Annotated in this window: 20 protein-coding genes; 17 read left to right on the top strand and 3 right to left on the bottom strand. The window is 44.0% G+C overall.

The features are described from left to right. Nucleotides 1–10: 10 nt before the first annotated feature. Nucleotides 11–265 carry a gas vesicle protein GvpG gene (locus ACE1CD_RS08985; RefSeq protein ID WP_190463956.1) on the top strand — a complete coding sequence of 85 codons (255 nt, stop codon included), beginning with the start codon at nucleotides 11–13 and terminating at the stop codon, nucleotides 263–265. 90 nt (nucleotides 266–355) lie between these two features. On the opposite strand, the gene ACE1CD_RS08980 is transcribed toward ACE1CD_RS08985, so the two are convergent. Further along, nucleotides 356–673, bottom strand: a complete 318-nt coding sequence (locus ACE1CD_RS08980) for a hypothetical protein (protein WP_374794079.1) — start codon at nucleotides 671–673, stop codon at nucleotides 356–358. 142 nt (nucleotides 674–815) lie between these two features. Between ACE1CD_RS08980 and ACE1CD_RS08975 the strand changes: the two genes are divergently transcribed. The 10 genes from ACE1CD_RS08975 to ACE1CD_RS08930 all read left to right on the top strand — a co-directional run bounded on the left by ACE1CD_RS08975 (nucleotide 816) and on the right by ACE1CD_RS08930 (nucleotide 13,668). Next, on the top strand, nucleotides 816–1,499 hold the full coding sequence (locus ACE1CD_RS08975) for a GvpL/GvpF family gas vesicle protein (RefSeq protein ID WP_374794078.1): 684 nt from the start codon (nucleotides 816–818) through the stop codon (nucleotides 1,497–1,499). Between the two features lie 11 nt (nucleotides 1,500–1,510). Further along, nucleotides 1,511–3,412 (top strand): ArsA family ATPase, encoded by a 1,902-nt coding sequence (locus tag ACE1CD_RS08970; protein WP_374794077.1) that lies wholly within the window; start codon nucleotides 1,511–1,513, stop codon nucleotides 3,410–3,412. 38 nt (nucleotides 3,413–3,450) lie between these two features. Next, nucleotides 3,451–5,310: an AAA family ATPase gene (locus ACE1CD_RS08965; protein WP_374823342.1), complete on the top strand. Its 1,860-nt coding sequence runs from the start codon at nucleotides 3,451–3,453 to the stop codon at nucleotides 5,308–5,310. 106 nt (nucleotides 5,311–5,416) lie between these two features. After that, nucleotides 5,417–9,352, top strand: coding sequence for a PAS domain S-box protein (locus ACE1CD_RS08960; RefSeq protein WP_374823339.1), 3,936 nt, complete (start codon nucleotides 5,417–5,419; stop codon nucleotides 9,350–9,352). Between the two features lie 11 nt (nucleotides 9,353–9,363). Further along, a complete protein-coding gene (locus ACE1CD_RS08955; RefSeq protein ID WP_374794098.1) occupies nucleotides 9,364–9,480 on the top strand; it encodes a peptidoglycan-binding protein in 117 nt (38 codons plus the stop codon). 129 nt (nucleotides 9,481–9,609) lie between these two features. Then, complete coding sequence (locus ACE1CD_RS08950) at nucleotides 9,610–11,715, top strand: pentapeptide repeat-containing protein (RefSeq protein WP_374794074.1); 2,106 nt, start codon at nucleotides 9,610–9,612, stop codon at nucleotides 11,713–11,715. Nucleotides 11,716–11,771: 56 nt separating this feature from the next. Continuing rightward, nucleotides 11,772–12,032, top strand: coding sequence for a hypothetical protein (locus ACE1CD_RS08945; RefSeq protein WP_374823336.1), 261 nt, complete (start codon nucleotides 11,772–11,774; stop codon nucleotides 12,030–12,032). A 101-nt stretch (nucleotides 12,033–12,133) separates the two neighbouring features. Then, a complete protein-coding gene (locus tag ACE1CD_RS08940) occupies nucleotides 12,134–12,922 on the top strand; it encodes an SAM-dependent methyltransferase (protein WP_374823333.1) in 789 nt (262 codons plus the stop codon). Nucleotides 12,923–13,231: 309 nt separating this feature from the next. Beyond that, nucleotides 13,232–13,447 carry a type II toxin-antitoxin system HicB family antitoxin gene (locus ACE1CD_RS08935; RefSeq protein ID WP_374794071.1) on the top strand — a complete coding sequence of 72 codons (216 nt, stop codon included), beginning with the start codon at nucleotides 13,232–13,234 and terminating at the stop codon, nucleotides 13,445–13,447. Continuing rightward, a complete protein-coding gene (locus tag ACE1CD_RS08930; protein WP_374794070.1) occupies nucleotides 13,444–13,668 on the top strand; it encodes a type II toxin-antitoxin system HicA family toxin in 225 nt (74 codons plus the stop codon). The genes ACE1CD_RS08935 and ACE1CD_RS08930 overlap by 4 nt, the downstream gene beginning before the upstream one ends. Before the next feature lie 161 nt (nucleotides 13,669–13,829). On the opposite strand, the gene ACE1CD_RS08925 is transcribed toward ACE1CD_RS08930, so the two are convergent. After that, on the bottom strand, nucleotides 13,830–14,513 hold the full coding sequence (locus ACE1CD_RS08925; protein ID WP_374823330.1) for a Uma2 family endonuclease: 684 nt from the start codon (nucleotides 14,511–14,513) through the stop codon (nucleotides 13,830–13,832). Between the two features lie 332 nt (nucleotides 14,514–14,845). Between ACE1CD_RS08925 and ACE1CD_RS08920 the strand changes: the two genes are divergently transcribed. The 6 genes from ACE1CD_RS08920 to ACE1CD_RS08895 all read left to right on the top strand — a co-directional run bounded on the left by ACE1CD_RS08920 (nucleotide 14,846) and on the right by ACE1CD_RS08895 (nucleotide 22,059). After that, nucleotides 14,846–16,135: a glucose-1-phosphate adenylyltransferase gene (locus tag ACE1CD_RS08920; protein ID WP_374794068.1), complete on the top strand. Its 1,290-nt coding sequence runs from the start codon at nucleotides 14,846–14,848 to the stop codon at nucleotides 16,133–16,135. 81 nt (nucleotides 16,136–16,216) lie between these two features. Continuing rightward, on the top strand, nucleotides 16,217–16,720 hold the full coding sequence (locus ACE1CD_RS08915) for an AAA family ATPase (RefSeq protein ID WP_374823327.1): 504 nt from the start codon (nucleotides 16,217–16,219) through the stop codon (nucleotides 16,718–16,720). 198 nt (nucleotides 16,721–16,918) lie between these two features. Next, complete coding sequence (locus ACE1CD_RS08910; RefSeq protein ID WP_374794066.1) at nucleotides 16,919–17,938, top strand: DnaJ C-terminal domain-containing protein; 1,020 nt, start codon at nucleotides 16,919–16,921, stop codon at nucleotides 17,936–17,938. A 164-nt stretch (nucleotides 17,939–18,102) separates the two neighbouring features. Further along, nucleotides 18,103–20,427: a hypothetical protein gene (locus ACE1CD_RS08905; RefSeq protein ID WP_374823324.1), complete on the top strand. Its 2,325-nt coding sequence runs from the start codon at nucleotides 18,103–18,105 to the stop codon at nucleotides 20,425–20,427. Further along, on the top strand, nucleotides 20,402–21,442 hold the full coding sequence (locus ACE1CD_RS08900) for an NAD(P)/FAD-dependent oxidoreductase (protein ID WP_374794064.1): 1,041 nt from the start codon (nucleotides 20,402–20,404) through the stop codon (nucleotides 21,440–21,442). Before ACE1CD_RS08905 ends, ACE1CD_RS08900 begins: the two co-directional genes overlap by 26 nt. Nucleotides 21,443–21,699: 257 nt before the next feature. Beyond that, a complete protein-coding gene (locus ACE1CD_RS08895) occupies nucleotides 21,700–22,059 on the top strand; it encodes a hypothetical protein (RefSeq protein ID WP_374794063.1) in 360 nt (119 codons plus the stop codon). 1 nt (nucleotide 22,060) lies between these two features. Here the strand turns inward: ACE1CD_RS08895 and ACE1CD_RS08890 are convergent. After that, nucleotides 22,061–22,296 (bottom strand): zinc ribbon domain-containing protein (locus tag ACE1CD_RS08890; RefSeq protein WP_374823321.1); only part of this gene is annotated, 236 nt, incomplete at its 5' end.

Here is a 22,296-nt window from a genome sequence, read left to right as displayed (position 1 = left end):
AGTCAGAGTTATGTCTCTGAAACTTTTACTATTTCCAATTATGGGGCCAATTACCGGTCTGGCATGGATAGGACAACAAATTCAAGAACGTGCCAATACCGAATACGATGCCACAGAAAATTTGCACAAACAATTATTAGCTTTGCAGTTGGCATTTGATATTGGCGATATTTCTGAAGAAGAATTTGAAATTCAGGAAGAAGAACTATTGCTCAAGATTCAAGCATTGTCAGAAGAATCAGAAACAGCAGCAGAAATTGTCTAAACACGAACGTTCCCTATAGAATCAAAAAACCCGCCGGAGCGGGTTTCTTCCATATGGTTACTAATTCTAGCTTAACTTCTACCTTAAATATTAATATTCTAGGTAGAAATTTTGAAAATTACTGAACTCAGTAACGATTGGCGGACAAGCCCTAACTTTAGGATTGCTGGGAACTACTGGATGTAATTCTTCAATCGTTTGTTTGGTACTAAAAATCTGGTTATCTAGAACAGTCAGCCGTTGTTTTAGCTGTTGCATCCGCTGTTCCATAAATACCATTTCCTGCTGAATGCGCTGCTGTTCAGTTACCAGCTTATAAAGTTCCAACTGTTTTGATGCCTCAGATTTATTGCGAGGCATACTGCTAATTTTTGGCCGGATAATACTACGAGGACGAATGTTTTGCATAAGTGAATTTAGGTGGTTTATAATATTATAAGCTGAGAATTATCAACTGCCAATAGCCTTGCTTAAAATCCGGGCAAGATTTTGCTAAAACTTTAAGAAGCCGTTTATAATTCTTCAGAAATATTTACTTCGATCGCCGCTTATGGAATTGTATAATCTCTATAGTTACGCTTTTTTGAAAACACCTACCAAAACTCTAACTTTACCCATCGGCATAGCCGATCGAGTCGGATTGATTAGTAGCGGTAGAATCTCGGCTTTAGTCGAACCAGAAGTATCTTTGGAATCACTCCGCAAAGACGAAACGCTATTAATTCAAGCAGTTTTACGCCACGACCGAGTTATCTGGGAGGTATTTTGCCAAACGGCGCTTTTACCCTTGCGGTTCGGCACATCTTTTCTATGCAAAGAAAATTTGCTCACACATCTAGAATCTTATGCTAATGAATACCTAGAAAAGCTACGCCAACTCAACGGTAAAGGTGAATACACTTTAAAATTTACTCCCCGAAAATTAGAGGAACCAACCATCCCTTCTGAAGTCGGGGGTAGACAGTATTTTTTGGCCAAGAAACAGCGCTACCAAACACAGCAAGATTTTCACATTCTCCAAAATGCGGAATGGCAAAATGCAGTTCATTTAATTACCGAGATATATACATCGGCAATTATCGTTCCATCTCCAAGTGAAGAATCGCGGATTTATCTTTTAGTCAGTCGCCAAGACGAACTATTACTTGAAGCACACTTTTGCACTTGGCAGAGAGCTTGTCCCCGTTGGCAATTACAACTAGGAGAAGCTGGGCCTCCTTATCACTTTATCTAATCCATTAATTTATGATCGACCATAGCATTTCAAACAACGAAATAATCGAATACGACTCATTGCGCTTGGCAATGTTTAGCGGCAAAGGAGGAGTCGGAAAAACTACTCTTTCTTGCGGGTTTGCGCGTCGTTGGGCTAAACTATTTCCCCAGGAACAAATATTATTGATATCCACCGACCCTGCCCATTCTCTGGGAGACGTATTGCAAGTAAAGGTAGAAGATAAAGCGTTACCCTTAAACGATTTACCAAACTTGAGTGTCAGGGCTTTAGATGCCGGAAAATTACTGTTAGAATTTAAGGCAAAATACGGGAAGTTTTTAGAACTTTTAGTCGAGCGGGGAAGTTTTGTTGAAGGAGAGGATTTAACCCCTGTTTGGGATTTAAATTGGCCGGGTTTAGACGAACTAATGGGTTTGTTAGAAATTCAAAGATTGCTTACAGAAAAAGTAGTTGACAGAGTAGTGGTCGATATGGCTCCTTCCGGCCACACTTTAAACTTGTTGGGAATTAAAGATTTTTTAGATGTGATTTTAAATTCCCTAGAATTATTTCAAGAAAAACATCGGGTAATTACCCAAAGTTTTAGAGGCAGCTATAATGCAGATGAAGTCGATAATTTTTTAGTTCAGATGAAATCTGAATTAACAGAAGGGAAAAAATTGCTGCAAGACGGGAATTTTACTACTTGTTTGGTAGTAGCGATCGCCGAACCGATGAGCCTGCTAGAAACCGCAAGATTTATCGACAGCTTGCAAACCTTAGAAATACCTTGTGGCGGATTGTTAATCAACCGAATTTTGCCCAAATCAAATTTAGACTTAGATCGCTACAGCGAACAACAAATTTTGCTGGATAAATTCCTTAAACTACCAGGAAATCATCCTATATTTGTTGTACCGCAACAAGCGATAGAACCTCTAGGAAGTAAAGCTTTAGATAATATTATCAACCAAATTGAAAAAATCGATCGCGTCACCTTAGCGCCACCACCACCGATAGAATGGCCAAAAAAAGTTCTGCCCAGTTTCAATGATTTTATCGCAGAAGAACGCCAACTTATCCTCATTGGCGGAAAAGGTGGCGTGGGAAAAACCACCGTAGCAGCCGCGATTGGGTGGGGGCTAGCCAATCGCTATCCCGATCGAAATATCCGCATGATATCCATAGATCCCGCTCATTCCTTGGGAGATGCCTTTGGAGAAAAATTAAGCCACGAACCCACTCAATTAACTCCTAATTTAAGCGGTCAAGAAGTAAATGCCGATATCGTTTTAGAACAATTCCGCAATGATTATTTGTGGGAATTGGCCGAAATGATTAGCGGCGAAGGATCTCAGACAGGGGCAGTCAAAATAGCTTACAGTCCAGAAGCTTGGCGACAAATTGTAGCGCAAGCTTTACCCGGTATCGATGAAATGTTATCATTAGTAACAGTAATGGATTTGTTAGACCAAAAGCAGCAAGATTTAATAATTTTAGATACCGCCCCTACAGGTCATCTGCTGCGCTTTTTGGAAATGCCAACTGCCTTGGGAGATTGGTTAGCTTGGATATTCAAATTGTGGATGAAATATCAAAATGTGTTGGGTCGGGTAGATTTAATGGGGCGGTTGCGGAATTTAAGGCAGCAAGTTATGCAAGCGCAGAAGAAATTAAAAGACCCCCGACACACAGAGTTTATTGGGGTTGTGCAAGCGCAAGCAGCAATTATTGCCGAACAAGTGCGATTAACAGCTTCTTTAAAAAAAATGGGAGTTTCCCAGCGCTATGTAGTGCATAACCGCTATAGCCCAGATGTAAAAATCGAGCCGGGATTGTTTGCCGAACAAACTATTGTTTGCTTACCAAGTTTACCTCGATCTGTGGAACCGATAGAGCGAATTAAAGGGGCGGCAAATCTCCTATTTTAGGTCAGTCAAGTTAGTGCAGTAAATTCAGGAGGAATTGTATGAGCGATTTATTCAGAGGGTTTGAACAGTTGGTAGAATTAGCCAAATCCTTAGAAGAAAAAATTGACAAGGGAGAAATCCAGGCGGAAATGCAGTTCAATACTCGTTCCTTGAGTAATATTCCCCGTAGTGGAGGTATTCCCCGTAGTGGAGGTATTCCGCGTCCCAGTAATTCGGGTAACGATATCGGTACGAGTCGCATTCGCACGCAACCGCCACCACCGAGTTCTGGTTCTGGTGATGGTGGGGGTGGGGGGTCAGAGGAAGTAACACCGCCGGATGATGCTTCTCTCAAAGATATCGGTGGGTTGGGTGAAGTTCTTAAAGAACTCAAAGAGTTGATCGCTATTCCTTTGAAACGACCCGACTTGTTAGCTAAACTCGGACTGGAACCAACACGGGGCGTGCTTTTGGTTGGCCCTCCCGGTACTGGCAAAACCCTGACTGCCCGCGCATTGGCGGAAGAGTTAGGGGTTAATTACATTGCCTTAGTTGGACCAGAAGTAATTAGTAAATACTACGGAGAAGCGGAACAAAGATTGCGGGGAATTTTTGACAAAGCGGCGAAAAATGCTCCCTGTATTGTATTTATTGATGAAATCGACAGTCTCGCCCCAGACCGCAGTAAGGTGGAAGGGGAAGTGGAAAAACGACTGGTCGCCCAACTTTTAAGTTTAATGGATGGGTTCGCCCAAACTAAAGGTGTGATCGTTTTGGCGGCGACTAATCGCCCGGATCATCTTGACCCGGCGTTGCGTCGTCCGGGAAGATTCGATCGAGAAGTACAATTTCGCGTTCCCGACCGAAACGGACGAAAGGAGATATTACAAATTCTCACTCGTTCCATGCCTTTAGATGATTCGGTATCTTTGGATGCGATCGCCGACAGTGCGGTAGGATTTGTGGGATCTGACTTGAAAGCCGTCTGTCAAAAAGCAGCTTATAGTGCTTTGCGCCGTCAGGTTCCTTCTCTGGAATCCATTATTCCAGAGACGATGACGGTCAACCAGTCCGACTTTTTACAAGCACTTAAAGAAGTGAAACCTGCTGTGCTGCGTTCGGTGGAAGTAGAGTCTCCCAATGTTGTATGGGATGAAATTGGCGGACTGGAGAACATCAAACAAACTTTGCAGGAATCAGTTGAAGGGGCGCTGCTGCATCCAGAACTTTACTCCCAAACCAAAGCACAAGCACCGAAAGGAATTTTACTGTGGGGACCTCCGGGTACTGGCAAAACTTTATTGGCAAAAGCAGTTGCGTCCCAAGCACGCGCCAATTTTATCTGTGTCAATGGGCCAGAATTGATGAGTAAGTGGGTCGGTGCTAGCGAACAAGCAGTCAGGGAATTATTCGCCAAAGCCAGACAAGCTGCGCCTTGCGTAGTGTTTATCGATGAAATCGATACTTTAGCGCCTGCGCGGGGTCGTTACAGTGGTGATTCTGGTGTGAGCGATCGCATCGTGGGACAATTACTCACAGAGTTGGATGGTTTGCAAGTTGGGGCAACTATCTTAGTCATCGGTGCGACAAATCGTCCCGATACTTTAGACCCAGCTTTAATGCGGGCGGGAAGGTTGGATTTACAATTAAAAGTCGATCTACCAGAACGGGAAAGTCGATTAGCGATTTTGCAAGTACACAATCAAGACCGTCCGTTACAAGATGTGGATTTGGCTTTCTGGGCTGATGCAACCGAAGGTTGGAATGGGGCAGATTTGGCCCTACTGTGCAATCAAGCTGCTTTAGAAGCAGTGCGTCGCTACCGCCGTGAAGGGATGGCAGACCCAAGTGCGATTCGGATTTGCACTGATGATTTTAACTATGCTTATCAAGTTTTGGTAGAACAGCGTCCTGTTTGATCTACACAGCTAATTTTGGATTTTGGATTTTGGATTTTGGATTAAAAATAAATCTAAAATCTAAAATCCACAAATCGAATCGTTATGTTCGATCGAGTCATTGCCAATGTATAAACGACTCAAACGCACCCGGAAATCGGTTTACAACTTTAAAATCAAAGAAACGGAACTTCTGCGCCAGCGCAATGCCGAACTGGAACAGCAGGTGCAACATAGCGCCGCTCAACTTCAAGAATCACTCGCTGCTGGGTTGAGACAAGCTAAACAAGCTGCTTTGCTCAATCAAATCATCCAAGCGATGCGGGGAACGCTAGTTTTGGATGAGCTTTTGCAAATTGCCGTCAATGAATTGCATTCTGCACTCAATGTTAGCCGTTGCCTGATTTTTAGAACCGATGTAGATAATGATTTGGGCATTCGTTATGTTTCTGAGTCTACGTCAGCAGGTAACAGTTTAATCGGCTGTGGCTGCGATTTCTATCATTATTACCGCTCCCACTTGGCGAATGGCGAACCTTTGGTTTTGCCTCGGATTAAGGCAAGCGAACCACCAGAAATTCTCTCATCTGTAGAACACTGCAATATCTGCGCTCTGATAATTGCACCACTGATTTATCAGCAACGCTTCATGGGCGCAATTAGTTTAAAAGAATGTCGAGGAGAACGGGAATGGACACCAGAGGAAATTGAATTTGTCAAAGCGATCGCAGATCATTGCGCGATCGCTATCCATCAAGCCGAACTTTATCAACAAGCACAAACGGAATTACAAGAACGTCAAAAAGCCGAAGCAGCACTCAGGGAAAGTAACGAATTATTCCAACAGTTAGCAGAAAATATTCAGCAAGGCTTCTTTGTCAAAGACGCCATCCAAAACAAAATACTTTATGTTAGCCACGCCCTGCAAGACATATGGGGTTTTAGTGCGGAAATTATCTACAACAATCCCCACGCTTTTTTAGATGCAGTGCATCCAGAAGATCGGGAGTGCGTGACCGCTGCGTTTGAGTCCCATATATGCGGTCTACCTTATTGCTGCGAATATCGAATTATTCGACAAAATGGAGAAATTGGCTGGTTGGAAATTCAGACTTTCCCCCTCAAAAATAGCGCTGGTGAAGTTTACCGCATCACAGGTATTGTAGAAGATATTACCGCTCGCAAAACTGCCGAAACTAACTTGCGGCAACAAGCAGAGCGAGAACGTCTAATTCGGTTAGTAACTGAACGCATTCGGCAATCTCTTAACCTAGATGATATTCTCACAACGGCTGTCGCTGAAGTAAGGCATTTCCTGCAAACAGACCGGGTAATTATTTTTCAACTAGAAGAGGATGCTTCTGGTCTTGTAGTGCAAGAATCTGTAGATCCAAATTGGCAACCTATTCTAGGACATAACATTTTTGATTCCTGTTTTCACCTATACATCGATCAATATCGTCAGGGACGAGTTCGAGCGATCGCAGATATTGATGATGGCAGCATTCAATGGTGCCATGCCCATTTTTTAAGACAATTTGATGTCCGAGCTAACTTGGTCGTTCCCATCCTACAGAACAATTATCTTTGGGGCTTACTGATCGCACACCATTGCGCCCATCCCCGACAGTGGTCGCCAGCAGAAATCGAACTGCTCAAACAAGTAGCAGACCAAGTAGCGATCGCAATCCAACAAGCTCAACTTTATCAACAGGTACAGGAAAAACTGACAGCACGAATACAAGCAGAAATCGCTCTCCGAGAAAGCGAAAAACTGTTCCGCCTCATGGCAGATAGCGCCCCAGTGCTGATTTGGCTAGCTGATGCTCAAGGAGAGTGTACGTTTTTTAACCAGACTTGGCAGAAATTCACTGGGCGATCCCTAGAGCGAGAACTTCAGGGAAATTGGACAGAAAATATACTGCCAGAAGACCTCGATCGCTATCTCAATATCCGCACCGCCGCAATTCAAGCCAGGAAAAGCTTTTCATTGCAGTATCGCCTGCGGCGTGCAGATGGAGAGTATCGTTGGATTTTAGATAAAGGTGTTCCCCGCCTTACTCCCGAAGGTGAACTTCTCGGTTATATAGGCTCTTGCGTCGATATTACCCAGCAAAAACAAGCTGAAACCAGACTGCAAAAACTGAATGAAGAATTAGAGATTAAAGTGCAATATCGCACCCACGAATTACAACAAATAGTCGAAAAGCTTGCTGATGAAATCCTTCACCATTGCCGTACAGAAATAGAGCTACAAGATAGTCAAGCCAAACTCCAAGCAATTTTGGATAATTCCCCAGCCGTCATTTATGTAAACGATCTACAAAATAGATACATACTGGTTAACCGTCAGTATGAAAAACTGTTCAACCATAATAATGAGAAAATTATTGGAAAAACTATATATGATTATTGGCCACTTGAAATTGCTGAGCGCTTTGTTGCCACCAATCAACAGATAATTAAAGAAAAAACTGCCCAAAAATTTGAGGAAGTTGTTCCTCAAACAGATGGATTACATACCTATATTTCTATTAAATTTCCATTAAAATATAGCAATGATGTGACTTATGCTGTATGTGGTATTTCTATGGATATCACTGAGCGCAAACGAGCGGAAGAAGCACTCAAACAAAGTGAAGCTAGATTCCAAAAAATGGCAGCAAACGTACCGGGAATGCTGTGTCAATATCTTCTCAGCCCTAATGGTTTTCAAGCATTTCCTTATATCAGTCCCAGATGCCGCGAAATTTGGGAAACCGAACCAGAAGTAATGCAAGCAGATGCCCAGAAAAGCTTGGAGATAATTCATATTGACGATCGGCTATCTTTATTCCATTCAATCAAAGTTTCTGCTCAAAATTTACAACCTTGGCAATGGGAAGGACGGATTATTACACCATCGGGTCGCCTCAAGTGGATTCAGGGCATCGGTCGTCCAGAAAAACAACCTAATGGTGATATTCTTTGGGATAGTTTGTTTATTGATATTAGCGATCGCAAACAAGCCGAAGCCGCACTCCGCAATAGCGAGTTGCGGCTAGGAATTGCCCTAGAAGCCGCCTTAATGGGGACTTGGGACTGGAACATTCAAACCAATCAAGTTATGTGGTCTGAAAGGACTGAAGCTATTTTTGGTCTTGCACCTGGTTCTTTTCCTGGAACTCAAGAAGCCTTTATTAACTGCATTCATCCAGAAGACCGTCCTGCCTTGGCAGAAACAATCCAACTTGCCATCCGAGATCGAAAACCACTCAACTCAGAAACGCGCATCATCCGACCGGATGATACCCTACGTTGGATCGCTTGTATCGGTAACATTATTCGCGATCGAGCCGATTTACCTGAGAGAATGACAGGGGTTGTCATGGATATCACTGAGCGCAAATTGGCAGAACAACAACTAAGAACATCTCTCAAAGAGAAAGAAATTTTACTCAAAGAAATTCATCACCGAGTTAAGAACAATTTGCAAATAATTTCCAGCTTGCTCAAACTTCAATCTACTTACATCAAAGATGAAAGTGTTTTAGCTTTATTTACAGAAAGCTTCTACCGTGTTAGGTCTATGGCACTCATCCACGAGAAGTTGTATCAAGCTGAAGATTTAGCAAGAGTCGATGCTGCTGATTACATTAGCAATTTAGTCGAAAATTTATTCCGTTCTTACAAAGTTTCCTTGAATTCTATTGATTTAAAAATTGAAATAGATAGTATAAAGCTAGATGTCGATACAGCAATACCTTGCGGATTAATCATTAACGAGCTAGTTTCTAACTCGCTAAAGTACGGATTTTCTGGTAGAAATAAAGGACAATTATGTATGACATTTTTGCATCGCGATAACAATACTCTTTATTTAAGAGTCAGTGACGATGGTGTGGGATTACCACCAGATTTTGATATCGAACAAATTCAATCACTAGGATTGCAATTAGTTATTAATCTTACCGAGCAATTGGGCGGAGAACTTGAAATTGATTCCCATAATGGCGCTTCTTTTGCCATTACATTTGTGGCTCCTCCCTACTTAGTGAGGGAAAATACAACTGAAATTTCGTAGATGAAGACGGCATTTATAGCATTTATGGCATTGATACCGAAAAAACAGTCAGGCAATTTCAAAAAGATAAAGGTTTGGATGTAGAAGGTCGTGTTGGCCCGCAAACCTGTGCCGCATTAGGACTGTAAAACTTATCTAAGCCAAGCAAGTGTTAGAGGCAAGCTCAGCTTAATGAAAATTAATCTAACTAACGCTGACATTCGCTGATTTTCTTGTTAAGCCTGTATAGAAGTGGTTACAGCCCTCTATTACTCAGTATGGGTAAAGACTTTTCCGGCCAAAATCTCCGAGGTCAGTCTTTCAAAGGTCAAGACCTTACAGGAGCAGACTTCAGCTATGCAGACATCCGCAGTGCAGACTTTTCCAATGCTATTCTTGTCGGTGCTAACTTCAGCCATGCTACAGCAGGACTGCAAAGACGCTGGGCAACTTGCCTATTAATAGGCTCGTTACTTTTATCGGCGCTGTCAGGATTAATTCTGGCATTTAATGGTGTTTGGCTAGTATCTTTTCTATTTAATAAAACTATTTATTACCGATTAAGCGGTGTGATTTTCTTAATATTATTTTTAATATTCTTTATTGTAACTGTTTGGAAAGGATTAGAAGCTGCTTTAGGGTTTGTGGCTGTAGCTGTAGCTTTAACTATAACTTCAAGTTTCATTTGGTCTTTGACTTTTCCTGAAATTGGAAAATATGCTGTAGCTACAACTGCAACTGTTCTTTTAGCTATAGTTGTTGCGGTGATTTGTATTCAAACTGTTACTGTAGCTGGTGCTATAAATATAGCTGGAAATTTAGCTGGGACTGGGGATGTTGTTGCTTCTATTATTGTTGCTTTAACTGTAAGTATAATTGCTGATTATTCTACTCTTGAAGTAAGTGTGCTATTAGCTGTGGTTGGAACTTTCAGTATGGTATTGTTTGTAGGATTAGTAAGTAGTTATGTTGCTTGGCGAGCCTTAGCTGGAGATGAAAAGTTTCCTGTAACTCGGAGTATTGCCGTTGCTTTTGCTGCTATAGGAGGAACCAGTTTTCGCAATGCTGATTTGACAGATACTAATTTTACAAAATCCACACTTAAAAGTACAGATTTGAGAGGAGCTACCCTCACACGCACCTGCTGGCTTCAGGCAAAAAAGCTTTCGTTTGCTCGTGCTGGAACTACTTATCTTAAACAGGTAAAGTTGCAGCTATTAGTGGTAACAGGAGCGGGACAAAACAAAAACTTCGATCGCTTAAACCTGCGAGGAGTTAATTTGCAGGGAGCAAACCTAGCTGATGCCAGTTTTATTGGGGCAGACCTCAGTGAATCTAATTTGCAACAAGCTAATTTATCTAGAGCAAAGCTAGTACAAACACAACTAGACAGAACAAACTTTACTGGCGCTTGTTTGACTGGTGCATACATCGAAGACTGGGGCATCACTGCTGAAACTACACTAGAGCGAGTAAAGTGTAATTATGTATATATGCGTTTACCAACAAAAGATGACCCCGATCCCTGTCGAAAACCAGACAACAAACAGGAGATATTTGAAGACGGCGACTTTGCTGATTTCATTGCGCCTATTGTCAAAACGCTAGATTTGTATCACAATCAAGGTGTAGATCCTCGTGCAATTGCTATTGCTTTCAAACGGTTAGCCGAAAACCATCCTGAAGCAGATATAGAAATTGTAGCAATGGAAAAACGAGGAAAAGATAAATTCTTACTAAAAGCTAAAACAGCCGAATATGTAGATCGATCCTACCTGGCTGAAGAATATTTTAAGGATTACAATCAGTTTAAATTTTTACCGGAAAATCACCTAGAACTACTGCTAGCAGCAAAAGACGCTCATATTAGTAGTTTACAAAACATGGTAACTACCGCACTCCAGCGGCCTAGTTTTTATGTCGAAAAATATCAAAATCAAGGAGATACTATGCCGGAAAATCAAGGTAGCATAAATATCAGTGGTGTCCAAGGTGGCAGTATAAGTAATTTAGCGGCTGTCGGTCAAAATATGACCGGAGCAGCAGTAGGAGAGATTAGCGGTACTGTCACCAATACTATTGGTCAATTACAAGATTCGGATGCTCCAGAAGCCCCGAAATTAGCAGATTTACTCAAGCAATTGCAAACAGTAATTGAAGCTGATACTGAATTGAACGATGAAGATAAAGCTGAAGCATTAGAGCAGGTAAAAGCTTTAGCAGAAGCTGGAAAAAATTCCAAAGAAGGGGCAATGCAAAAGTCGGCAAAAACAGCAATGAAAATTTTGAAAGGGACAATTACTGGTTTACCCAGTGCCGCTAAATTGGTAGAAGCTTGTAATCAACTACTACCTGCGATCGCCCAATTATTAGGGTTAGTCTAGTTTCTAATATCTGGCAAGTCAATTTACTAAGTTATCTATTGTGAAAGGAGGCAATTGTGGAAGCCCGATTAACTGAATTTTTGTTATCAATAGGTGAAGATCCAAAGAAACTAGCTGTTTGGCTGGAAAATCCGGATAATCTACTTGATGCAACAAACTTGACCCCAGCGGAAAAAGCCATCATCAAGAGTGGAAATTCCTCAACGATCGGTACGGCTATTGCTGAAGAACTTTACCAATCTCCTGAGCTTTTGGCAGAAGCTTTTATAACAATTCCTCCTCTCCAGCTTTGGCTCACACGCCCACCAGAGATATAATAAAATTTTGCCTGCGATCGCACAGCGATTATCTCTAGGCTAGTTCATACCTAAAACTTAACTCTAGACATTTTGACAAGGTTTCTGCCAAGGATAAAATTATGAGTTCTGGTTCATTAACTATAGTCGGAACTGGTATTCGGCTGATTAGCCAAATAACACCAGAAGCGCGTGCTTATATCGAACAAGCCGAAAAGCTTTTGTTCGTTGTTGCTGACCTACCAACAATTGCTTGGCTTAAAAAAATTAATTCAACATCTGAGTCCCTTTCCGTCTTTTATCAACCGGGCAAAAATCGGCTAACTACTTATCTAGAGATGGTAGAGCGAATTCTTAGTTGTGTTCGAGAGGGCTTAAAAGTATGTGTTGTCTTCTACGGTCATCCAGGAGTTTTTGTTTACCCATCCCATGAAGCAATTAAACGTGCGCGTTTGGAAGGATTTTGTGCCAGGATGTTACCTGCTATTTCCGCCGAAGATTGTTTGTTTGCTGACCTGGGTATCGATCCTGCTACCAGTGGATGTCAAAGTTTTGAAGCCACTGATTTCCTGGTTTACAAGCGCAAATTCGACACATCTAGCTCATTGATTCTGTGGCAATTTGGTATTGTCGGAGAGTTGTCTTTTAATCCGGAAATTCGTGCTTCTAGGTGTCTCCCTATTTTGATTGAATATTTGCAGCAATACTACGATCCAGACCACGAAATAATAATTTACGAAGCTGCACAATATCCTGTCTGCACTCCGGTTATTCAGCACGTACCTTTGGCAAAGGTTCCTGAAATTTTAGATAACTCAATGTCAACGCTTTACATACCACCCAAAGCACCAGCATCTCCCGATTTGGAAATGCTCGATCGCTTAGGAATTCCTTACTCAATTCAGGAGTAAAAATAGTTGGTGTATTAAGTGCTAATACACAGGTTAATTAATTTCACTATCAGAGTGCTACCGATCGCATCCCGCTTGACAATCTACAAAACCGATCGCATCCTCATCTAGAAAAGTTGTGATTTTTAATAAATACCTGGATCGCTTCGTCAATCTCCGCAGCGATCGAGCTTTTATTTGAGGAGCGATCGCTGCTAAAATAATGACGGCGACGGTTTCAATCTTAAGATTTACAAGAAATGATAGTTTGTTCTGTTATCAAAGATGATAAAATATTAGATGATTATGAAAAAATAATATCTGCTGAAAATGAACAGAGAATTTAATGTAATTATCGAGCGAGATTCAGAAGGTTATTTTGTCGCTTCTGTGCCTAGTCTTCCTGGGTGTCATACACAAGCAAAATCACTGGATGAATTGATAGAACGCATTCAAGAAGCGATCGAACTTTGCTTGGAAGTTGAGCAAGACACAGGCGAGTCGCTGGAATTTATTGGCGTTCAGAGAGTAGCAGTTAAGGTATGAGCAAACTGCCAAGTCTGACGGGAAGCGAAGTGATTGCAGCGCTTGAAAGAGGGGGTTTTTCAGTAGCAAGAGTGCGTGGAAGTCACCATTTTCTAGTACATGATGACGGTCGTAGAACTGTTGTACCCGTACATTCAGGTGAAACAATTGGCCCTGGTTTGCTGGCGCAGATATTGCGCGATTGCCAGATTACAAGGGAGGAATTCAGGACGCTGTTGTGAAGATTAAGAACAGTTGACCCCGCCCCGTTTTACAATCTGCGAAACCGATCGCATCCTCATCTAGAAAACTTGCGATTCTTAATAACTCGATCGCTTCGTCAATCTCCGCAGCGATCGAGTCTCTATTTGAGGATCGATCTTGTAGAGGTGCGATCGCACTCTCAAATACTATTTGGATCGATACCCCTTTCCTGTAACCTAGCCAATAGATCCTGTAACTGTTGCTCTCTCTCAACAGCTACTTCTTCCGGCGTCTTATATCTATTTCCATTTTCGTTATACCAATACAACCACTCCCGCGTAAATCCTTGATAAGTTCCCCTTTCCCTACCAATTCCCAAACCAATCTCAGGCATCCAAATCCTATCGCCAGATTGTAAAACATATTCTCCATTAACTAAGTGGTGAACTTCCAAACGCTGTCTTCGCCGACGTTGGCGCGTGGGAGCATAAACAACGTAATATAATACTCCCATCTCCGCATAATCAATTTTTTTCTGTTCGTATTCAGCGTTATAAGTTTTAGAAACAACTTCCAACGCTAAAGAAGGAACTATGCCATCTTCATCCCAAAGCACATAACACAAGCGTCCCTGTTCCCCGACAAAACGTTCCACACCCAAACTCAAAAAACCATCGGGTACGATCGCAGGTTTAGCAGGATCGTAATAAATTCCCATATTAATCCCAAAAAACCAATCCTCCCGGTTTTGCCAAATCAAAGCTAAAACCGCCGATAACAAACTGGGAATTAAAACTTGTAATTCGTTATCCACAGGCGTATCGTCCGAACTGGGTAACTCTTCCGAAGACGGCAAGCAGTGTAGCGGATTGTAGTTAAGCATAATATCCTCAGCTTCACCTTTTCCAAAGCAGGGTCAATTCCCCATCCACTATCAAATCCAACATAAGACATTTTGACTTGGGGAGTGGGGGAGTGGGAAAGTCAAAAGTCAAAAGTCAAAAGTCAAAAGTCAAAATTTCTTTTCTCCCCTCTCCCTCTTCCCTAGTCCCTAGCCCCTAATCCCGACGCCCTAGTCCCTTTTTTGACTTCCGCCTAGCAGCCCACCCTCCGACTGGGGACAGATCCTCACACTTCCTCCCTCCCCCTCTTGCAAACTGCTCCGCACAATCAGACACTGGACTAGGGAGTTGATTGGCAGTTGAGAGGTTTTTCGTGAAAAGAGTACTATCTATCATCCTGGGCGGTGGCGCAGGAACCCGCCTTTACCCGCTAACCAAGCTGCGGGCCAAACCCGCAGTACCCCTGGCTGGGAAGTATCGCCTGATCGATATTCCCGTCAGTAACTGCATTAACTCAGAGATCTTCAAAATATACGTCCTAACGCAATTCAATTCGGCTTCCCTCAATCGTCACCTTGCCCGTGGCTACAACTTTACAGGCTTTACCGACGGGTTCGTTGAGGTACTCGCCGCCCAGCAAACCCCCGAAAACCCAAACTGGTTTCAGGGTACTGCCGATGCGGTGCGCCAGTATATGTGGCTGTTCGAGGAATGGGATGTAGATGAATATCTGATTCTTTCGGGAGACCACCTCTACCGGATGGACTATCGCTTGTTCTGGCAACGCCACCGGGACACCAATGCGGATATCACCATCTCCGTCGTACCGATGGATGAGAAACGGGCCTCCGATTTTGGCTTGATGAAAATCGACCAAAACGGACGAGTGGTTGACTTCAGCGAAAAACCCAAAGGCGATGCTTTGACAAAGATGCAAGTGGATACCACCGTTCTGGGCCTAACGCCAGAAAAAGCTCAGGCAATGCCTTACATCGCCTCAATGGGGATTTACGTCTTTAAAAAGGATGTGCTGATTCAGCTGCTGAAAGAATCCCCAGAACGCACCGACTTCGGTAAAGAGATTATCCCGGCGTCGGCTAAAGATCTCAACGTTCAAGCTTACCTATTTGGTGGCTACTGGGAAGATATTGGGACGATCGAATCGTTCTACGAAGCTAACTTGGCGCTGACGCGACAGCCTCACCCGCCTTTCAGCTTCTACGACGAAAGTGCCCCCATTTATACTCGCGCCCGTTACTTACCACCCACAAAACTGTTGGATTGTCAAGTCACAGAATCGATGATCAGCGAAGGCTGTATCCTGAAAGAATGTCGCATCGATCACTCGGTTTTGGGTGTGCGATCGCGCGTCGAATCCGGCTGCATTGTGGAAGACACCCTGCTGATGGGGTCGGACTTCTACCAGCCCTTTATGGAACGGAACTCGATTTGCCATAACGGTAAAGTTCCCTTGGGCATCGGTGCTAACACAATTGTTCGCCGTGCCATCATCGACAAAAACGCTTGCATTGGCTGCAACGTTGTGATTACCAACAAAGACAGAGTGGAAGAAGCCTCACGGGAAAGTGAGGGTTTCTTCATCCGCAACGGCATTGTTGTAGTTCTCAAAAATGCCACAATTCCCGATGGAACAATCATTTAGATTTTAGATTTCAGATTTTAGATTTTAGATTTTAGATTTATTTTTAATCCAAAATCTAAAATCCAAAATCCAAAATTCTCAATGACGAGACTAATTTTTCTCATAGGGCTTCCTGGTAGCGGCAAATCCTCTCTGGCACAAAAGCTAGTCGCAGAATGCCCACAGCGTCTGTTAATTTCCACAGACACCATTAGGGCTAAACTGTTTGGAGATGAAGCGATCCAGGGGCCCTGGTTTTTAGTTTGGGACGAACTGACGCGCCAATTTCAGCAAGCTGTAGAGCAAATACAGTTGGGGCAAGCCAAAGAAGCCATTTACGATGCAACCAACGCAGTTTGCCAACAGCGACGAGAAGCGATCGCCCTCGCCCGCGCCACCGGCTTCGCTCACATCACCGCATTGTGGCTAGATATACCAGTATGGCTTTGTCTGGCACGGAATCGCCGCCGTCAGCGCAGAGTACCGGAAGATGTCATATTCCGGATGCACGAGCGACTGCGGTCAGCGCCGCCAACTCTTGAGGATGGGCTAGACCCGATTTTGCGCTACTACCCAGGCGTAGCCAGTACGGAAATTGCTCTCTAGTCCGATCGCAATTTCCGAACCGAACCGAACTTGCACATTTGATACCCTTAAATAGAAAATTGGTATTTGCTCTCACCATCATTGAGGGTAGAGCTTTCTGCAAAAATCGCTCTGCCCGGAATAGCCATTAAAAGCAAATTCCAAATACCTTCGCGAAAATATATAAATAAAATCTTTACCTTTATAGGAGACTGCCTAATGCCCGCCACCGACTTCAAAGACTATTACGCCGTTTTGGGGCTGAATAAGACCGCTAGCGCTGACGAAATCAAAAAAGTCTACCGCCGACTCGCACGCAAGTATCACCCCGACATGAACCCAGGCAACAAAGAAGCTGAATCCCACTTCAAAGAAGTCAGCGAAGCCTACGAAGTATTGTCAGACCCAGACAAACGTAAAAAATACGATCAATTCGGCCAGTATTGGAAACAGGCCGGTCAAGGATGGCCATCGGGCGGTGCTAGCCCTAACGTTGATTTCGGTAACTTCGACTTCAGTCAATATGGCAGTTTTGATGAATTCATCAACGAATTGCTGGGTCGATTCGGCACCACAGGTACTGGTGCTGGGCCGGGGCGTTCAGGCGGGCGGACTTACAACTATCGTACCAATGCGGGAGGCCCAAGCGGATATAACAATTTTGGTGGCTATGAAGGTTTTGAAGATCGGGCAGGTCAAACAGGATCGGATAGAGAGGCAACTCTCAACCTCAGCTTATCCGAAGCATTTCACGGCGTCCAGAAGCGCCTGGATCTAGGTGTGGAAGTCGTTGACGTGCGAATTCCCCCAGGTGCCAAAACAGGTAGCCGCATTCGTCTCAGAGGCAAAGGCACAGTCAATCCCTACACCCAGCAGCGCGGGGATTTGTACTTAACAGTGGAATTGCTGCCCCATACCTTCTTCCATTTTGAGGGAGAAAACTTGGTCTGCGAGGTGCCAATTACTCCCGATGAAGCCGTGTTGGGAGCTCAAGTAGAAGTGCCGACACCCGATGGTGCCGTTACAGTCAACGTTCCCGCCGGCATTCGTTCCGGTCAATCCCTACGCCTGCGGGGGAAAGGATGGCCAAATCCCAAAGCCGGACGCGGCGACCAAATGGTGAAAATTGCGATCGTCCCGCCGAAAGACCTCAGTGCGATCGAACGGGAATATTACGAAAAAATCCGCACCTCCCGCAGTTTCAATCCTCGCAGTCAATTAAAGCAAATACGTTTGTAATTTCAGATTTAAGATTTTAGATTTCAAATTTGGAATCTAAAATCTTAAATCTCATCTTTGAAATTTTTCTGGCCTCGGTCTTAAGAGCATTTTTTGTTCGCTACTTGGTAAACTATTTCCCATGTACGAAAACTGATGACCCACCGGGCATCTACCCATCGGAAATGACTCTTATCCAAGAAGTAAAAAAAATCTGCGATCGCCTTGCTCCCCACGGATGGCGAGACTTGCTTCTCCAACACGGACTCGATATCGCCGCCACCGATCTCAAACGGGAACTCACCAAAGAATTACCTGGTATCAACCGACGCATTCCCGGTTTTGAAGATTTTGCCCAAGAAGGCAAAAGAGGTATCGAACCGCGCAATCCCGCCCGCAGCTTGCTCTTTCACGCCTTCGCTTCCACGAATGTAGTTTCTGGTGTTGATGGCAAACAGCTAAGTGCTTTTCCCACTCTAGCGGAAATCGATACCGTCGAAAACTACGTCTATGGCGTCAATCCACCCTCCCTGCTGGAGATTAGAGCGCGTGCCAACCGTGCTAATTTAGCGATCGTCGTCTTTGCATCCGAATATCGCCCCGCACCGGAAACAGTCCTGCAAAAGCACGCCGAAATGTGCTACTCCCGTACCGGCATCGCCAGAGTAGGAACTGTCGAGCCACTATATAACGGTCGCAGTCGAGGATTCCTACCTTTTGTAGACGGAAATCCTCATGCTTTTCGAGTTTTGCCAGCTCGTTACTCCGCCTACTTAGCAGTTCAAATGAAAGGCAACAAAGACCGATTTGGGCCGATGCGTTTCAACATCAGGCAAGAACTAAATCGTATAGATAGCGACAACTATCCCAACCCAGGCGATGATAAGCTGCGCGATTTTTGGGTGCCCCTGCACAAACTTTTTAACGGCAAAGAATGCCTGCGCGGTTTTGACTTGCAAGTAGTCTTAAAATCTTATCACATTAACGAAAAGCTGCGACGCATCCATCTCGCAATTGGGCCGCAAGGCACCGGATGGCAAGAACCAGACATTAGCAAGCCACCATTTATATTTACTGAGGGTATAGCAGAATGGTCAAATAATCCTCAATATGGCCCTGGAGTTTTATTGCCAGTCGTGCATCCCCACTTAGTTCAACCAGCAGAATATAAGGGTAAACCCCTCACATTTAAAGTTCCCAAAGATTACAAGCAAATTTTATCTTCCAGCCTCAACATTCCTACTGGCAAACAAGATGCGCGTCGCGCTCCTGAATATGTTCACGCACGCTTTCAAATTTTGCCAAACGGCCAACAAGTTGACCTCAACGAAAAAGAAAACGTCGCCCAAATTGTCGCCCAAGGTGGCTACGATGCCTTACATTTTATCGATTTTACCGGCGATGGCTGGATTGAAGCTATCTGTCCCCAATTAGCAGTACTTTTGCCCCGCCGCGTACCAGCTTATTCTATAGTAGCTGCGCCTGATTTCTTTCCCAATACCGATCAGCGAGAATTGATGGATTGGTGGCAGCAGTCAGTACCGAGTTCGATCAAACGCAGTACTTGGAGAATTACACCCGGTACTTTATCCGATGAACGACTACCGCCGAATATTCAGATTAAAAAAGCACCTTTCCGGACAGAAGATACTACCGTAACGGCGATCGTCTCTTTCTTGCTAGACAAACCCGTTCGTCAAATGCCTCTGGAAGTTCCCGAAACTAACAGAAGTTCCTACCTTCCAGATGCCGCAGCGGGAATTTTTGCTCCCGGTTGGGATGTCAGTTTCGACGTTACCCCCGACGGCACAAAACACCTGGCAGCTTACGGTTTGGGCAGTCCATTTCCCGAAGATGCCAAACTATGTGCAGCGCTGAGTACATTTTGGCCTGCGGTTGCTCCCGATACGGCACGCACTTTTGAACCTAACGAAATTTGGCCGACCATTAGCCCGCTTACCGATGAAGAAATCGGTCAAATTGGCAAGCTTCCTTGGGATGGAGTTACAGGCCCTCGGTTAGTAAATCGCGAAAATAAAGAATTTGTCGAGTACGCTGCTTTCGATAACATTGATTATGTCAAAAATGCTTTGCAAAATCAATTTTCTTTATCCCTAACTGGCAAAGTAGGCATTCGCGAATACGAAGCCCGCGTTTTGGCAATGGCGCGAGTTTATCGAGCCTTGGGCATTCAGGAAGAAAATTTTTATAAACCAGGTGTTACCTCCTCTCAAGCTTTCTGGGATATCACTAACGAAAAAGCTAAATGGAGTGTTTTTTCTTTCCGGAAAGTTGCTGATGATGACCCCGAAGTGAAAAAAGCCGAATCGCAAACGAAAACTAACCTGCACGGTAATGTTTATCGGTTTCAGGTATATCGTCACGGCGACAAAAATTCTGTTGGTCAAAAAGTTTTTGTGGCAATTGAGGAAATGGTCATTCTGTTTGTAGATCCCATTCAAATTGTCATGAAAAGAGGCAATCGTGACTGGGAACTCAAAAATATCTGAGCCGAATGTCGTAATTATTGGTAGTGGCCCGTCCGGTGCTGCTGCGGCTATCTTGTTAGCTAAAATGGGTTGGCGCGTCGTTATCGTCGAACGCGAAATTTTTCCGCGCGATCGTCCCGGCGAAACCCTCCATCCAGGGATAGAACCGCTTCTGGAACAGTTAGGCGTAGCAGCACAAATTCTTTCTGCTGATTTCCTCAGACACGAAGGAAATTGGGTTAAATGGCAAAGCGAATCGAGATTTGTGCCTTTCGGTGCGGATGAAAGGGGAAAGTGGCGCGGTTTTCAAGCATGGCGATCGCATTTTGATGCTATTTTGCAAAATCAAGCTATTGAGTTAGGCGTCGAAATTCGGCAAGCCTGTCGCGCTTTCCAACCTGTAGTGAGAGAAAATCGCATTGTCGGAGTGGAAACATCTGATGGTTTTTTGCGATCATCTTTTATTATCGACGCTGCCGGTAGCGGACACTGGCTAGCTAAACAGTTAACATTGCCAATTCACACTTATTCTCCCCGTCTGATTGCTTATTATGGATATGCGTCGGGAGATTGTCCGATGCGGGATGATGCACCGGCAATAGTTGCAGACAAATGTGGGTGGACTTGGACGGCGCGGGTGCGTCCCCAACTTTATCAATGGACTCGACTATCTTTTGCTAACGAAACAATCGCAAAAAATTGGCTTCCTGAAGAGTTCCAAGGACTCAAACCCAAAGGTAAAATGGCTGCGGCAGATGTAACCTGGCGCGTTGTGCCTGCTTGCGCCGATCTCGGTTATTTTATAGTTGGAGATGCCGCTGCTGTACTCGACCCCGCTTCTTCTCACGGCGTTCTCAAAGCAATTATGTCCGGGATGATGGCCGCACATTTAATTATACAGATGGTCAATCAGGGTGCGATCGAGCTACAGGCAATTTCAGCCTACCGTCACTGGCTTCATAATTGGTTTGGACAAGATCTGGCCAAATTAAGGGAACTCTACGGTACTTTGCCTCACCCGCCTGACTGGATTTAACTTAAAAAAACCTACCTCATCAGCAACACAACATCCAAAAAAAGTCGGTGAATCCAAGACTTGTCAACTAAAAATTATCTGTCATTGGTAAGACTTAAAAATTTAAATTGTAGATATGACCGCGCTCGCCAAACAATATTTATTCTACCTTGAGTCTTATCCTAATTGTTAGATGTAATCTCTATCACAATAAATCATCCTAGTAATTAAAGGAAGTAATTAACCGAGCTACTTCAATTGATTTAGGAGATTTTGTCATGAAACGTTTAATTATTGGTAGTTTATCTGTTGTGTTGCTGTCTGCTGTTGCCGCACCTGCTGTTAGAGCTGAGTCACCAACTGACAACCCTGCCTCGTCAAGTAGTACCCCCACGGTTCCTAGCTTTGAACTGCAACCTTTCAATCTAGTTTACATGGCTTATCAAGGTTACTTCGAGGAGCAAGGTATTCCGAGCGCCCAAGCTCTAATTTCTGCTTATCGCACAGGTAGTATCGATGCCCAAGATCTTGTCGAGAGTGCGGTGAAAGCCAATCGACTTCCATCTAGTGTGATGGCAGATGATGACTATCGGAATGCAGTGGATGTACAACTAAGAAATTTGGACGATCGCTCGTGAACTACCCCGCCCACGAGGGGACGGGGCTTCCCAACTCAACAGCAACCGCCTCTACGGATGACTTACGCCCCCGCTTTGGTCTTACATCGCCTCCTGGGGCAGTATCGCTGGTTCCCAACGATAATATCCGTAAGCCTTCATCTCGAATATTGATAGCAGCATTTACGTCTCTGTCATGCTTGGTTTTGCAATTGAGGCATTCCCAACTGCGAACATCCAAAGGTAGGCTATCAACCT

Origin of the sequence: Aerosakkonema sp. BLCC-F183, from assembly GCF_041929145.1 — a bacterium.
In the GTDB taxonomy this organism is placed as follows: domain Bacteria; phylum Cyanobacteriota; class Cyanobacteriia; order Cyanobacteriales; family Aerosakkonemataceae; genus Aerosakkonema.
Note: the sequence above shows the minus strand (reverse complement) of the source record. Positions and strands in the feature narration are given on the sequence as shown.

Excerpts from the sequence above, each read along its gene's own strand:
- ACE1CD_RS08905 (WP_374823324.1), top strand. The coding sequence starts at position 18,103 with ATGACTCTTATCCAAGAAGTAAAAAAAATCTGCGATCGCCTTGCTCCC.
- ACE1CD_RS08985 (WP_190463956.1), top strand. The coding sequence starts at position 11 with ATGTCTCTGAAACTTTTACTATTTCCAATTATGGGGCCAATTACCGGT.
- ACE1CD_RS08965 (WP_374823342.1), top strand. The coding sequence starts at position 3,451 with ATGAGCGATTTATTCAGAGGGTTTGAACAGTTGGTAGAATTAGCCAAA.
- ACE1CD_RS08915 (WP_374823327.1), top strand. The coding sequence starts at position 16,217 with ATGACGAGACTAATTTTTCTCATAGGGCTTCCTGGTAGCGGCAAATCC.
- ACE1CD_RS08940 (WP_374823333.1), top strand. The coding sequence starts at position 12,134 with ATGAGTTCTGGTTCATTAACTATAGTCGGAACTGGTATTCGGCTGATT.
- ACE1CD_RS08895 (WP_374794063.1), top strand. The coding sequence starts at position 21,700 with ATGAAACGTTTAATTATTGGTAGTTTATCTGTTGTGTTGCTGTCTGCT.
- ACE1CD_RS08960 (WP_374823339.1), top strand. The coding sequence starts at position 5,417 with ATGTATAAACGACTCAAACGCACCCGGAAATCGGTTTACAACTTTAAA.
- ACE1CD_RS08975 (WP_374794078.1), top strand. The coding sequence starts at position 816 with ATGGAATTGTATAATCTCTATAGTTACGCTTTTTTGAAAACACCTACC.
- ACE1CD_RS08970 (WP_374794077.1), top strand. The coding sequence starts at position 1,511 with ATGATCGACCATAGCATTTCAAACAACGAAATAATCGAATACGACTCA.
- ACE1CD_RS08925 (WP_374823330.1), bottom strand. The coding sequence starts at position 14,513 with ATGCTTAACTACAATCCGCTACACTGCTTGCCGTCTTCGGAAGAGTTA.
- ACE1CD_RS08910 (WP_374794066.1), top strand. The coding sequence starts at position 16,919 with ATGCCCGCCACCGACTTCAAAGACTATTACGCCGTTTTGGGGCTGAAT.
- ACE1CD_RS08950 (WP_374794074.1), top strand. The coding sequence starts at position 9,610 with ATGGGTAAAGACTTTTCCGGCCAAAATCTCCGAGGTCAGTCTTTCAAA.
- ACE1CD_RS08980 (WP_374794079.1), bottom strand. The coding sequence starts at position 673 with ATGCAAAACATTCGTCCTCGTAGTATTATCCGGCCAAAAATTAGCAGT.
- ACE1CD_RS08930 (WP_374794070.1), top strand. The coding sequence starts at position 13,444 with ATGAGCAAACTGCCAAGTCTGACGGGAAGCGAAGTGATTGCAGCGCTT.
- ACE1CD_RS08935 (WP_374794071.1), top strand. The coding sequence starts at position 13,232 with ATGAACAGAGAATTTAATGTAATTATCGAGCGAGATTCAGAAGGTTAT.